Here is a 13,246-nt window from a genome sequence, read left to right as displayed (position 1 = left end):
ATGGTCAGCGATTCCCCTCCGACGCCCGCAAAATCCAATTCCCACCGCTTTGGCGCCACTCCGCTCCGATCAGCTTCGCAAGCCGCGGAACATCCCGATCGGCATCGCCCGTCATCCGGATCACCCCGGTGACGTTGCGATCGCTCAGGGGCCCCTCCACCGCGATGCGCACGCCATAGGCCGATTGCAATCGTCCGGCAATCGCCCCCACCGACTCGCGATCGAAATCGAATGTACCGCCGCGCCAGTCGCCGACCTGGGCCGGATCGACCCGCGTCAGGCGCAGGCTATGCGCGGCTTCGTCCAGGCTGGCCCCCTGCCCGGCCGCCAGTGCGATCCGCTGGCCCTTCGGCGCCAGCGACACCGCGCCCTCGGCAACCGACACGTCCAGCCGCGCCCCCGTGCGGCGGACATCGAAGACGGTCCCGACATCCTGGATCGTGACGTCGCCCGAACGCAGCTCGAAGGGGGCCGACGGATCGTGGCGGACCCGGAACAGCGCCTGTCCGGTTTCCAGCGTCGCGACGCGCGGATCGTTCCGGTCGAAGCGAAGACGCGATCCCCCCGCCATCTCCACCGTCGTTCCGTCGTTCAGCGCGATGCTGCGATGCTCGCCCGGCGCGGTCTGCTCGATCCGGATATCGGGCCGCGCGGTCATCAGCATCGGCCCCGCGACCAGCGCGACCGCCGCCGCGACGCCGCCCATCAGCCACCAGCGCCCCCAGCCGCCATTGTCGTTGGCGGCCGCCGGTGCATATCCGATCTCCGCGACCGGCTCGGGCAGGACCGGCGCGGGTAGGACCGGCGCGGGCAGGGGCGCGACCGGCTCGGCCATGGCGGGCGCGGTCAGCACATGGTCCGCCATCGCCACCGCGTCATAGGCGCGCGCATTGGCCGGGCTTTCCTCCAGCCATTGGGCAAAGGTTTCCCAATCGGCCGCGTCCATCGTGCGCTGCCGGATGTGCCAATCGATCGCCTGTTCGTCCCGCGTCACGCCCCCCTGCTCCCTTCACCGTGTTGACGACACCGGACCGACCGATCCGCACCCCCGCCCTCACGATTTTCCTGCAAATAATGATAGGCCCGCCGCAGCAGCTTCTCGACCGCGCTGATCGTCACCCCCATCCGCTCGGCGATGACGCGCTGGGGCTGCTCCTCGAAGCGGAACAGGGTGAAGGCCTCGCGCATCCGGTCGGGCATGGCCGCGATCAAGGCATGCGCCCGCGCCAGTTCGTCGCGCGCGCCGACGATCCGTTCGGGATCGGCATATTCGTCCGACTGGGGCTGGACCTCCTCCCAGGCGCCGTCGCGCGATCCGCGCCGTGTGACCGCGATCCGCCGGTCGGTCGCCAGGTTGATCGCCATCCGGCAGAAGAAGGGAATCGGCTGGACGATCTCGACATCCTCCAGCGCCGCGACCCGCAGCCAGAGGTCCTGAAGGGCATCCTCGGCCTCCTCGACCGAGCCGAGCCGGGCGGCCAACAGGCGACGCAGCAGGGGCCGCGCCTCCAGGAATTGGCTTTCCAAAGCCTCGCTACCCAACCGGACACCCTCATATCAGGCCGCGAAGGCCAGCCCATGCTCCCTTGCCATGTCCGAAACCGAAACCGCACGCAAGACATCCGCCTCGTCGCGCCGCGCCGCCGCGATCGTATCGCCCGCCCGCTTGCCCGCCCCCGGATGACACATCACCAGGTGCTGCGTCCCCGCCTTGTTGAGAAAACGCGGCAGCGCCTCGGCAAAGCGGCCGTCAAAGCCGTAATGCCCCGCAAAGCCGCGATTGCAGCGCAGCCCTTCCGCCTCGGCCGCGCGCCGCAGCCCGCGCGAGTGATAGGCGCTGCCGATCGCCTTGCCGCGCCATGGCCGCCCGAGCAGAGCGGCGACCCGATCCTCGCAGGTCCGCACCCAGGCCTGGGGCGCACGGCGGCGGGCGGTGGCCAGCACGATGGGGCGAATGCCGGGCAGCGCGTGCGAATGCTGATGCCCGTCGACAAAGGCGGGCGGGCGGCCCATCGCCGTCTCGAACCGATCGAACTGCGCCTCGACCTCGCGCGCGATTTCAGCAAGGTCCAGCCTGCCGCGCGCCGCCAGCCGGGTCAGCGGATCGATCCCCGGCATCACCCCGCCTTGCGTGAAGCCATTGGGGTGGATCGGTGCTTCCTCGGTCAGCACCAGATGCAACCCGATCTGCGCCGTGTCGGGCACGTCGTGCAGCATCGCGCTGTCCGCCATCCAGTTGGGCCGGACGGTCATGCAGCTCGTGGCGTTCAGCTTGCCCGTGCGGAGCAGCTCGGCGATGACCAGACTGTCTTCGGTGGAAAAGGCGAAATCGTCAGCGCACAGAATAAGCTGGTTCACCCACCACTCCTGCCAGATGCTGATAGGCGCGCTCGCGCATCCGCTCGGTGGTCAGCGCCCGCGCCTTCAGCCGCCGGGCGAGGAAGTCATAGAAGAACCAGTCCCCCGCAACCGGCGCCGCCGCACTGTAGACCAGCCGTTCGACCAGCGTCCAGCGGATCGATTCCCGGTCCCGCTCGCGGTCGGAGGGGACGCACCACAGCGCATCGGCATAGCGCATCGTGCCGTGGCGCAGGACGCGGTGGATGACCTCGTGATCCTCCAGCACATAGTTCCAGCGGCGCGGATCGAACCCGCCCGCCGCCTTCAGCGCCTCGGTCCGGAAAGCCTGGCCCGCGCCGCCCGCATGGCATTGACGCGGCAGCATCCGCGCGGCGAGCCGGATATTGGCGGACTCGCGCCGACGCTCCGCCTCACCGTCGCCCGGCGCGATGAAATAGGCCCCCGCCACGACGCAGCCCGGCCGCTCCAGCAGCCGCTGCGCCTCCGCCACATAATGCGCCGGATACCAGGTATCGGCATCGCAGGTCGCGACGAAACGGGTATGGACATGGTCCAGCCCCATGCGCAACGCGTTGATCTTGCCCGGCATCGCCTGATGCAGCAGGACATGATCCAGCTCCAGCCGCTCGCACGTCTCGGTCGCGATCCGCGCGCTGGCATCGACCGACCCGTTGTCGACCAGGACCAGCCGGAACCGGACCGTCTGCGCCGCCAGACTCTCCAGCGTCGCGGCCAGAACGGCCTCTTCGTTGAAGAAGGGAACGACGATGGTCCAGCAGGGCGCCGTATAGGCCACCCTGTCCTCGACCATCCCCGCATCGGCCCGGGCCCTGGCGTTCCGCCAGGCCGCGCCTTCCGCATCGAGCAGCATCAACCCACCCCACTCAAGAAATTCGAACCCACCCCCGTCGCAACCGGATCGACCGTTTCGGACCGACGCCTGGTTGCTCCATGGCTTAGGACGATGCCGGGGCCCGCCATCCGGACATGGCCCAACATAAATTTTTGATCCGGATGGGAACCGTCACGATTTCCTTTGCGCGCGCGCCTCGATCGGTGACATGCGGCGGCGGTGCAACGGCCCGGTCGGGCCATGCCCGCCTGCCCGGACAAGCCCCTGATGACGCCTTCCTTTCCCCGCCCCGCCGCCACGCCCCACGCGACCGGCATCGCGGCCTTCCTGAACCGGCCGCTCGGCGCCGCGCTCGCGCTGCTGGTCTTTGCGGTGCTGGTCCGCGCCCGCGATTTCGGCAATCCGGTCGCGCATGTCGACGAGCAATATTATCTGCTGGTGGGCGACCGCATCCTCCATGGGGCGCGGCTCTATATCGACCTGTGGGATCGCAAGCCGCCGGGGCTGTTCCTGCTGTTCGCGGGGTTCCGCCTGCTGCCCGGCGACGGGTTCCTCGCCTATCAGCTGGTCGGCACCGCCTGCGTCGCGGCGACCGGCTGGCTGATCTGGCTGGCGGCGCGGCGGATGGCGCTGGCCTGGCCCGCCGGGCTGGCGGCGGGGGCGGCCTATATCCTCTGGCTGCCGCTGCTCAGCGGCGGGAGCGGCCAGTCGCCGGTCTTCTACAATCTCGCCATGACGGCGGCGGCGGTCCTGACGCTGGACCTGCCGCGCCTGGCCGAGCGTCGGGCGGTCGGCGCGATCATGGTCAGCGGGGTGATCGCCTGCCTGCTGGCCGGGATCGCCATCCAGATCAAATATACCCCGCTGGTCGAGGGTGCCTTTTTCGGCCTGGCGCATCTCTGGTATCTGTGGCGCGCGCGGGCCGGTCTGGTGCCCGTCCTGATGGCGGCTTTGCTTTGGATGGCGATGGGGCTGTTGCCGACCGCGCTGGTCGTGCTGCATTTCCGGCTGAACGGCACGGCCTCGTTCGATGCCTTCTGGTTCGCCAATTTCACCTCGATCACGCTGCGCCGGGGCTATCCCGCCGCCAAGATCGTCGGGCGGCTGGCGGGGATCGGCGGGCAGTTGCTGCCGCTGATCGCCTGTGCGGTGCTGGCGTGGCGCAAGGGGCCGGGGCCGGTCGGGCTGACGCTGACCCGGATATGGCTGGGCTTCGCGCTCGTCGCCTTCGCGATGATCGGGGCGTTCTTCGACCATTATGCGCTGCCGCTGATCGCCCCGCTCTGCCTTGCCGCCGCCCCGGCCTTCGCGATAGGTCGCAAGCCGCTGATCGCGGTGTTCGTCATCGGCGCGGGGCTGTTCGCCCTGCACGCCGCGACCAACGATCCGTCCGAAGGCGACGGCATCCGCCGCATGGCACGCGCGATGGCGGCGGTCGACGGGCGCGAATGCCCCTATGTCTTTGCGGGCGATTCCAGCCTCTATCACCTGTCGGGCGGATGCGTGCCGACCGCCTATGCCTTCCCCTCCTCGCTGGCCTATGAAGCCGAGCGCGGCGCGATCGGGATCGACGAGACGGCCGAGGTGGCGCGCATCCTGCGCCGCCGCCCGCCCGCGATCGTGACGCTGGACGACCCCTTCTCGCCGTGGAACGCCGCGACGAATGCGCTGATCGCCGAGGCGCTGGCCCGCGATTATAGACAGGTGATGGCGGTCCCGCGCGAAGGGCGGCACGAACTGCTGTACGTCCGCCGCGATCGGCTCGTTCTCCTGCCGAAATAAACGTCACGCGGCAGTTGTTTTAACCCCGCCCCCCCCCATCTGCCGCGCCGGACCTGCAAAGGGAGCATGACGCGCATGAGTGACGACGCCTATAGCCCGCCCGCCATCTGGACCTGGGACAAGGAGAATGGCGGCCAGTTCGCCTCGATCAACCGGCCCATCGCCGGGGCGACGCACGACAAGGAGCTGCCGGTCGGCCGTCACCCGCTCCAGCTCTATTCGATGGGCACGCCCAACGGGGTGAAGGTCACCATCCTGCTCGAAGAGCTGCTGGCGGCCGGATATTCGCAGGCCGAATATGACGCCTGGCTGATCAGCATCGCGGACGGCGACCAGTTCGGCAGCGGCTTTGTCGGCATCAATCCCAATTCCAAGATCCCCGCGCTCGTCGACCGGCGCGGCGCCGAGCCGCTTGCCATCTTCGAATCGGGCGCGATCCTGACCCATCTGGCCGAGAGTTTCGGCGCCTTCCTGCCGACCGATCCAGCGGCCAAGGCGCGGGTCATGTCCTGGCTGTTCTGGCAGATGGGCAGCGCGCCGTTCCTGGGCGGGGGCTTCGGCCATTTCTATGCCTATGCGCCGGTGAAGATCGAATATGCGATCAACCGCTATGCGATGGAGGCCAAGCGCCAGCTCGACGTGCTGAACCGTCAGCTTGCGGACAATGCCTATGTCGCGGGCGACGCCTACAGCATCGCCGACATGGCGATCTGGCCCTGGTATGGGCAGGTCGTGCTGGGCAGCCTCTACAATGCCGCCGAGTTCCTGCAGGTGCAGGACTATACCCATGTCCAGCGCTGGGCGCGCGAGCTGGCCGAGCGACCGGCGGTCAAGCGCGGCCGGATGGTCAACCGGACCTTCGGCGAGCCGTCCGAACAGCTGCGCGAACGGCACGACGCCAGCGATTTCGAGCTGCGGACGGCGGACAAGCTGAAGGCCGAGGGCTGACCCCTTGCCATCGCGGCAGATGACACGCGCATGTCATCTGCCGCGAACGGCTTGATCGGGGCGGCGGAACGGGCATTAGTCCCGGCCATGCTCCCCGCCCCCCGCCCCCGCTTTTCCCGTCGCATCCTGGCGCTGACGCTGGCCGCCGCCGGTCTGGGCACCGCCACCGTCTGCGCCGCCGACCCGGCCCCCTTCGACCTGCCCGGCCCCGGCCTGCGCATCACGGTCACGCGCGGCGGCCGGACCCTGCCCATCGCCGAGGTGCCCAACCTGGCGACCGGCGACAAGCTGGCGATCGAGGCCGACCTGCCGGGCGACCAGCGCGCGCACTATATCCTGTTCTCGGCGTTCCTGAGCGGCGCGACCAATCCCCCGCCCAAGAACTGGGTCGATTCGGCCGAGACGTGGAAGGCCAAGGACAAGGATCGCCGCCTGACCCTGACCGTGCCCAAGGGCGCGCGGCAGATGGCGCTGTTCCTGGTGCCCGAGACCGGCGGCGCGTCGGGCACCATCGTCGATGCGGTGCGCGACCGGCCGGGCGAGTTCGTCCGCGCGGTGCAGGACCTCAACCAGGCCTCGCTCGACCGATCGCGGCTCAACGCCTTCGTCGCGGCGATCCGGGCGCAGGAGAACAGCCACCCCGAATTCCTGCGGACCCTGGCGCCCGCGCTGTCCAACAGCCTGGCGATCAAGCTGAACCCCGACTGCCTGGCCCGGGTGATCGAGTTGCAGGCGGCCTGTCTGCTCGAAAACCGCGACTCGCTGGTGCTGGCGGACATTCACAGCAGCTCGATGACCGACACGCTGGTCGGTGCGCCGACCGACCTCGCGTTGCAGCTCAGCTACACGCGCGAGGCCGGGCTGGGCTATTACAGCCCCTATATCGGCGTAATCCGCGACATCGCCCGCGTGTTCGGCGCGTTCGGCAATCCGCAGTTCGGCTATCTGCCGACTCTGGCGACGCGCGACGGCGACCGGCTGTCGCTGCTGCTCAACGCCGCGCCGTCCTTCGCCAAGCCCAAATCGGTGCTGGTCGCCGCCATGCCCGCCATCGACGCGGGCAGCCCGCCGCGGCTGCGCGTGACGGGGGAGCAGCCGCTCTGCGGGGCGCGGCCGGGGCTGGTCCTGCCGGTCGAGGGTGCGCCGCTGATCTATTCGACCGGATTTGCGCGCAACATGGCGGTGTCGCTGACCATGGCGAACGGCAAGCGCTTCGACCTGCCCGTGCGTGCGCGTGCCGATCGCGGCGGCTATGTCCTGGCCGAGCCGCTGCCGCAGGGGGGCCTGTCGGGCAAGGTGACGGCGCGGCTGCATGGCGACTGGGGTTTCGATCCCTTCGAGGGGCCGTCCTTCACGCTGCAATTCCCCGATGGCGGCGACTGGCGCGCCAGCGATGCGGGGCAGAGCCTGGTCGTCGGGCGCGACAATGCGGTCGAGCTGACCGGATCGGCCGCCGCCTGCGTCACCGGCGTCACCATGCGCAGCGGCGGCGCGGCGCAGCCGGTCGCCTTCACCCTGCGCGGCGCCGACACGATCACCGTCACCCTGCCGATGAAGGGTGCGCGCGCCGGTGACGTCACGCTGGACATCCAGCAGGTGGGCGCCGCCACGCCCCGCACCGTTGCGCTCCGGGCCTTTTCGCCCGCCAGCCGTATCGACACGGTGACCCTGGCCAAGGGGGACCGTTTCGTCACGCTGACCGGCCAGCGGCTGGACGAGATTGCCGGGGTCGAGATCGGTGACGTTCGCCTGTCGCCCGACGGCCTGACCCGCGACGGCGATACCGACCGGCTGATCGCCACCGCCGCCGACGGGCGCGCGGCGGAGGGGACGAGCGCGCGGATCCGCCTGAACGACGGCCGCACCCTGTCGGTGCCGATCACCGCCGCGCCGCCGCGCCCGGCGGCCACGCTCGCCGCGCGCAGCCTCAGCCCCAGGGACGGCACGCACGGGCTGCCGCTCGCGACGCGGGACGAGACGGTGTTGCCCGACACCGCGCGCCTGACCTTCTCGATCCGCGCGGTCGAGGGGTCGCGGCTGACCCCCGGCGACGCGATCGAGGTGGCGACGGCGGACGGCAGCGCCAGCGTCACGCTGGAGGGCGGGCACGACGTCCGCCTGTCCTCGCCCGACATCGCGGTCGCGACACTCGATCCGGCGCGGCTGGGTCCGGCGGCGGCCGGGCCGCTGCGTTTCCGGCTGGTGCGCGGCGGCATCAAGGGCGACTGGGTGCCGCTGGCGACGCTGGTCCGCCTGCCGCAGATCGATACGGTGCGATGCCAGGCGGAGGGATGCCAGCTGGAGGGACGCGACCTGTTCCTGATCGACCGGGTGGCGACGACGCCCGACATGGCGGGCGCGATCAGCGTCCCGGCGGGCTATACCTCGGCGCGGCTGGCGGTGCCGGTGCTGAAGGACGGATCGCTGTCGCTGATCCTGCGGGATGCGCCGGGCGTGGTCTTCACGCTGGGGGCAGCCAGCTGACGGGCGCGCCCTTCGCGCGGCGCAGGATCGTAGGGGATCAAGCCTCGCCCGCGTCGCGTGCCTCCAGCGCGCGGCGGAGCGTCTGAACCTCGGCCTGAAGCGCGCGCAGATCGTCGACCGGCATTCCCGCCCGCGCGATCAGTTCCTCGCCCAGGCATCCGCATCGGTCGCGCAGATCCTGCCCGCCGGAGGTCAGGCGGACGCGGACCTGGCGCTCGTCCTGCGGATCGCGCTCGCGCGCCACCAGCCCAGCCGCCTCCAGCCGCTTGACCAGCGGGGTGACGGTGCTGGATTCCAGCGCCAGCCGCTGGGCGATCGCGCCGATCGTGCGACCGTCCTCCTCCCACAGCACATGCAGCGCCAGATATTGCGGATAGGTCAGCCCCAGCTGGTCGAGCAGCGGCTTGTAGGTCCGCTGGATCGCCATGTTGGCCGCATAAAGCGCGAAGCACAGTTGTTCGTCGAGCGGCCAAGGCGCCGACATCCGCCATCTCCCGTGTGAGCAGGAAATACATATCGCGATAAAAGAAGCGCTGGACAAGCCCGAACTGTGACGCCATATATGTATCGCGATAACGATTATCGAACCATCGGAGACCAACCGTGACGATCGACGTGAAATACGAAACCCAGGCCAGCGCCACCGGCGGTCGCGACGGCCATGCCCGGACGCAGGACGGCACGCTCGACGTGAAGCTGTCGACCCCCAGGGAACTGGGCGGTGCCGGCGGCGACGGCACCAATCCCGAGCAGTTGTTCGCGGCGGGCTATTCGGCCTGCTTCATCGGTGCGCTGAAGGTCGCCGGACAGCAGCTGAAGGTGAAGGTGCCCGACGATGTGTCGGTGTCCGCCAAGGTCGGGATCGGGCCGCGCGCGGCGGGCGGTTTCGGCATCACCACCGACCTGACCATCGCCCTGCCCGGCCTCGACCGCGCCCAGGCCGAGAAGCTGGTCGAGGCCGCTCACCAGATTTGCCCCTACTCCAATGCCACGCGGGGCAATGTCGATGTCGGCCTGACGCTGGCCTGACATGAAGGGAGCGGGGCGCAACCCTGGCCGCGCCGGTCCCTTCCCATAAGCGTACTCCCATCCTGACGGTGCGGTCCGATCTCCCAGCGGACCGCACCTTTTTTCGGGTCAGGCGGAATCGCGGACGACCAGGCGCGGCGGCATTTCGACGCCGGGGACGTCCCGCCCCTCCATCCGTGCGAACAGCGCGGCGACCATCGCCTCGGCCCCGGCGCGCAGGTCCTGATGGATGGTCGTCAGGCGCGGAATGGCGCGTTCGGCCAGCGGAAGATCATCGAACCCCGTCACCGCGACATCGCCCGGCACGCTCAGGCCGGACGACACCAGTTCCGCCATCGTCGCCATCGCGATCATGTCCGAGGCGCAGACGATGCCGTCGACCGTCTGCCCCCGTTCGCGCAGCCGCGCCAGATTGGCGGCGATCTGGTCGGGCATCAGCTCGGGCGCGAGCGCCACGTCGAATTGCAGCGGCGGCTCCAGCCCCGCCCCGGCCAGCGCATCGCACAGCCCGGCATGGCGCTGTTCCAGCTCCAGCGTGCGGACCTCGCCCATGAAGGCGATGCGACGCCGCCCGGCGGCCAGCAGATGCTCGCCCGCCATTCGGCCGCCCAGCCGGTTGTCGACCCCGACCGCGCAATGCCGCTGGCCGGGCAGGCTGCTGCCCCAGACGACCAGCGGGCGATAGGTCGCGGCCACCGCCTCGATCACCGCCAGCTGGTCCGACTGGCCGATCAGCAGCACGCCGTCGACCATGCCCGACCGGGCGATACGCGACAGCCAGTCGTCGTCGTCGGGGATGATCCGCGACAGCATCACGTCATGGTCGCGCGCCGCGAGTTCGTCGGCGAGATGGCCGAGCAGCGTCATGAAGAAGGGGTCGGACAGCCTTTGCCGCCGCTCGTGACCCAGCGGGATGGCGACCCCGACAACGCCGGTCCGTTGCGCGCGCAGGCGACGGGCCATCTGGTTGATCTGGAAATTATGCTCGGCGGCCAGCGCCTCGATCCGCTGCCGCGTCTCGGCATTGACCACGCTCTTGCCCGCCAGCGCGCGGCTGACGGTACCGGGCGACACGCCTGCCAGCCGGGCGATGTCCTTCAGGGTGCGGGCGGGTGGAGCCAGATCGGTCATGGCCAGCCTCCTGAACGAAAAGCGGGGCGGATGCCAAGTGGCACCCGCCCCAGGGAGAGTCTTTGTCAGAAACGATAGCGGATCGACCCCGTCACCGTGCGCCCGTACAGCGCGGTATTGTTGAACACGCCCTGCGTCGAGGACAGGATCGGGAACAGCCCGCCGCCGCCACGGAAGCCCAGCTTGTCGAACAGGTTGTTGACGTTCAGGCCCAGTTCCAGCCGCTCGGTCGGGCGCACCGTCACGAAGCCGTTGACGAAGGTCGAACCCTTGATCGTGTACAGGTTGAAGTCGTCCGACTTGGTGCTGGTCTGGCCGTTCACGCTGACGCCGAAGGCGATCGGACCGGCGTCATAGGAGGGCGACACGACGAACAGGAAGTCGGGCAGGCCCCCGGGCTTCTTGCCGACCAGCGACGGCGTCGCGCTGCTGGTGATCTTGGAATTCGCATAGGTCGCATCGGCGGCCAGATGGAAATTGCCATAGCTCACCCGGCTGCTGAACTCGATACCCAGCGAGCGATAGCCGTTGGAGATGTTCGGATTGTTGTTCGGTGCGGGGTTGTTGATCCGGGTGAAGTCGTAATTGTTCTCGGTCAGCGTCGAGCGGAAGCCGGTGATCTCGACCGAATAGGACGCGCCGAAGATGCCGCCGCGCTGCTTCAGGCCGATTTCCTGCTGGTTGAGATAGTTGACCGAGGTCGCCTGCCCCTGGCTGTTCAGCGAGCCGTCGGCGTTGAAATTGCCCGACAGGACACGGCGATCGGCGTTGAAGCGGCCGCCCCGGCTGGCGCGGGCGAAGACGCTGGTCTTGCTGTTGAACGCATAGAGCGCGCCGACCGACCAGCTGACATAGCCATCGGTATAGTTGATCTTCTCGGCGGTCGGGTTCAGCACCAGCGACGAGATCACCGCCGAGCCCAGCGCATCCGAGACGCGGGTGTTGGGGCCCGCGATACCGCCCTGCGCGGTGCCTTCGCCATGCACGCTGTCATAGCGGATCGAGGCGTCGAGGTTCAGCCCGCCGACCTCATAGCCCGCCTGCAGGAAGGGCGCGACATCGGTATAGGTCAGGTCGACGCGGCGGGCGCAGCAGCTGCCCCAATTGTCGTTGAACCCGGCCTGGCCTGCGGCGGTCAGCTGCGTGCCGGTGGTCGAGAACAGGTCGAGCGGCGCGGCATTCTCGCCGTTCAGCTCGCTATACTGGCGGTTGACGTGCCAGTCCTGGACGATGTTCTGGCGCATCACGAACAGACCGGCGGTCAGCCGCGCCTTGCCCGGCCCGACCTGGAACTTGCCGTTCAGGGTCAGGTTGTTGGCGAAGTTATCCATGTTCTTCATGAACACGTTGATGTTCGGATTGTTGTTGATGTACGAACCCGTGAACAGCTGGCCGGTCTTCGGACCCGCCGCATAGCGGATCGACCCGACGGTCTGGCCGTTGACGGTCGATCCGATCAGCCCGCCGCTGCCGGTCCGGGTCTGGACGTTGATGAACTGGGTCGTGAAGTTCCCGCTGATCCACTGATAGCGCATCGTGTCGTCGAGCGAGATATTGTCGTTGAAGTCGTAATGGATCTGGCCGCTGATGCCGGTGACGCGCGGATGGATGCCCTGCACCTCGGCCGACTTCACGCCGCCATTGTCATAGTCCAGATACTGGAAGTTGCGGTTGTAGATCGTATAGGCCGAACCCGAACGCCCGTCGAAATTGGGCAGCGGGGTGAAGCCGGTCACGCGGTTGCCGTCCAGCGTCGCCAGCGTCGGCGTGGTGGTGTTGGTCGGCGCCTGCTCGTCCAGCCGCTTGAAATACAGACGGATGAAGCCGCGATTGTCGGCCAGATCGCGCGTGATGTTCGCCTTGATCTGGTAACCGCGCAGGATGTTGAAATTCTCGTTGGTGTAGCCGCCGCCGTTGCGCGCATAGCCGCCGATGTGGAAGCGCGTATTGTCGTCGATCGGGCCGCCATAGTCGAAGTCGACGCGGTGTTCACGGAAGCCCAGGCCGTTGGAATAGGCGATCTGGCCGCCCTTGGTCTCGCCGGTCTTGCTGATGAAGTTGATGACCGCGCCCGGCGCCTGGCTGGCGAAGGTCGAGGCCGAACCGCCGCGCACCGCCTCGACCGTCTTCACATTCTGGTCGAAGCGCAGCCAATAGTCGTTGTTGCCGAAGTTGATGTCGCCGAACAAGACGTCGGGCAGGCCGTCTTCCTGGAGCGAGACATATTCCGAACCGCCGGTCGACACCGGAATGCCGCGCACACCGATATTGGCGTTGCCGCCCGGACCCGCGGTGTCGCTGGGCTGAAGGCCGGGGATGTTGCGCAGGATCTCGGCGGTCGAGCGCGGCGTGAAATTCTGGATCGCCTCCTGGCTGACCTGCGACACCGAGATCGAGCTGCGGAAGCGCGAACGCTCGCCGCTGGTGGCGGTGACGACGATGTCCTCGCTCGACACGCCCGCATCGGGGATGCTGCCCGCCTGGGGAGCCGGCGCGGCCGGAGCCGCCGGCGTGCTCGTCGCCTGTGCAAAGGCCGGTGCGCTGGCCAGTGCCATCGCCAGAGCCGCCATCGATCCGCAAGACCGCAGAACGCCCGTCGTCATTCACCCTCTCCTGATTCGCCCCGGTGGCCGGGATGTCGTGGAGACTGGCTATCAC

11 protein-coding genes are annotated in these 13,246 nt (G+C 68.7%); 4 read left to right on the top strand and 7 right to left on the bottom strand.

Translation table 11 applies throughout. The features are described from left to right. Positions 1-4: 4 nt before the first annotated feature. The 4 genes from QE360_RS11825 to QE360_RS11810 are packed head-to-tail and all read right to left on the bottom strand — an operon-like array spanning position 5 to position 3,232. Entirely contained in the window at positions 5-994 is a 990-nt protein-coding gene (locus tag QE360_RS11825) for a FecR domain-containing protein (RefSeq protein ID WP_309701750.1), read from the bottom strand. Then, on the bottom strand, positions 991-1,527 hold the full coding sequence (locus QE360_RS11820) for an RNA polymerase sigma factor (protein WP_309701748.1): 537 nt from the start codon (positions 1,525-1,527) through the stop codon (positions 991-993). The genes QE360_RS11825 and QE360_RS11820 overlap by 4 nt, the downstream gene beginning before the upstream one ends. Positions 1,528-1,557: 30 nt before the next feature. Further along, positions 1,558-2,358 (bottom strand): ChbG/HpnK family deacetylase, encoded by an 801-nt coding sequence (locus QE360_RS11815; RefSeq protein WP_309701747.1) that lies wholly within the window; start codon positions 2,356-2,358, stop codon positions 1,558-1,560. Next, the gene (locus QE360_RS11810) at positions 2,333-3,232 is read right to left on the bottom strand and encodes a glycosyltransferase family 2 protein (protein ID WP_309701745.1); all 900 of its coding nucleotides are present in this window, start codon (positions 3,230-3,232) and stop codon (positions 2,333-2,335) included. Before QE360_RS11810 ends, QE360_RS11815 begins: the two co-directional genes overlap by 26 nt. A 249-nt stretch (positions 3,233-3,481) precedes the next feature. On the opposite strand from QE360_RS11810, the gene QE360_RS11805 reads away from it, so the two are divergent. The 3 genes from QE360_RS11805 (at position 3,482) to QE360_RS11795 (ending at position 8,428) form a co-directional block, all read left to right on the top strand. Further along, a complete protein-coding gene (locus QE360_RS11805) occupies positions 3,482-4,996 on the top strand; it encodes a hypothetical protein (protein WP_309701743.1) in 1,515 nt (504 codons plus the stop codon). Positions 4,997-5,071: 75 nt separating this feature from the next. Further along, entirely contained in the window at positions 5,072-5,944 is an 873-nt protein-coding gene (gene yghU / locus QE360_RS11800; protein ID WP_309701741.1) for a glutathione-dependent disulfide-bond oxidoreductase, read from the top strand. Between the two features lie 87 nt (positions 5,945-6,031). After that, the gene (locus QE360_RS11795; protein WP_309701738.1) at positions 6,032-8,428 is read left to right on the top strand and encodes a hypothetical protein; all 2,397 of its coding nucleotides are present in this window, start codon (positions 6,032-6,034) and stop codon (positions 8,426-8,428) included. 37 nt (positions 8,429-8,465) lie between these two features. Here the strand turns inward: QE360_RS11795 and QE360_RS11790 are convergent, their stop codons facing one another. Next, positions 8,466-8,912 (bottom strand): MarR family transcriptional regulator, encoded by a 447-nt coding sequence (locus QE360_RS11790; RefSeq protein ID WP_309701733.1) that lies wholly within the window; start codon positions 8,910-8,912, stop codon positions 8,466-8,468. 119 nt (positions 8,913-9,031) lie between these two features. Between QE360_RS11790 and QE360_RS11785 the strand changes: the two genes are divergently transcribed. After that, positions 9,032-9,457 carry an organic hydroperoxide resistance protein gene (locus tag QE360_RS11785; protein ID WP_309701731.1) on the top strand — a complete coding sequence of 142 codons (426 nt, stop codon included), beginning with the start codon at positions 9,032-9,034 and terminating at the stop codon, positions 9,455-9,457. A 108-nt stretch (positions 9,458-9,565) separates the two neighbouring features. Here the strand turns inward: QE360_RS11785 and QE360_RS11780 are convergent, their stop codons facing one another. Together QE360_RS11780 and QE360_RS11775 are read right to left on the bottom strand one after the other, a co-directional pair. Then, positions 9,566-10,588 (bottom strand): LacI family DNA-binding transcriptional regulator, encoded by a 1,023-nt coding sequence (locus tag QE360_RS11780; protein ID WP_309701729.1) that lies wholly within the window; start codon positions 10,586-10,588, stop codon positions 9,566-9,568. A gap of 65 nt (positions 10,589-10,653) precedes the next feature. Then, complete coding sequence (locus QE360_RS11775; protein WP_309701728.1) at positions 10,654-13,191, bottom strand: TonB-dependent receptor domain-containing protein; 2,538 nt, start codon at positions 13,189-13,191, stop codon at positions 10,654-10,656. Positions 13,192-13,246: the final 55 nt, after the last annotated feature.

The organism is Sphingomonas sp. SORGH_AS_0789 (assembly GCF_031453055.1).
In the GTDB taxonomy this organism is placed as follows: Bacteria; Pseudomonadota; Alphaproteobacteria; order Sphingomonadales; family Sphingomonadaceae; genus Sphingomonas.
The sequence above is the reverse complement of the archived record's forward strand: the minus strand, read 5'-3'. Positions and strand labels throughout refer to the sequence as shown.

Bases quoted from the DNA above. Each gene is read 5' to 3' on its own strand.
- QE360_RS11810 (WP_309701745.1), bottom strand. From the start codon at position 3,232: ATGCTGCTCGATGCGGAAGGCGCGGCCTGGCGGAACGCCAGGGCCCGG.
- QE360_RS11805 (WP_309701743.1), top strand. From the start codon at position 3,482: ATGACGCCTTCCTTTCCCCGCCCCGCCGCCACGCCCCACGCGACCGGC.
- yghU (WP_309701741.1), top strand. From the start codon at position 5,072: ATGAGTGACGACGCCTATAGCCCGCCCGCCATCTGGACCTGGGACAAG.
- QE360_RS11795 (WP_309701738.1), top strand. From the start codon at position 6,032: ATGCTCCCCGCCCCCCGCCCCCGCTTTTCCCGTCGCATCCTGGCGCTG.
- QE360_RS11790 (WP_309701733.1), bottom strand. From the start codon at position 8,912: ATGTCGGCGCCTTGGCCGCTCGACGAACAACTGTGCTTCGCGCTTTAT.
- QE360_RS11780 (WP_309701729.1), bottom strand. From the start codon at position 10,588: ATGACCGATCTGGCTCCACCCGCCCGCACCCTGAAGGACATCGCCCGG.
- QE360_RS11775 (WP_309701728.1), bottom strand. From the start codon at position 13,191: ATGACGACGGGCGTTCTGCGGTCTTGCGGATCGATGGCGGCTCTGGCG.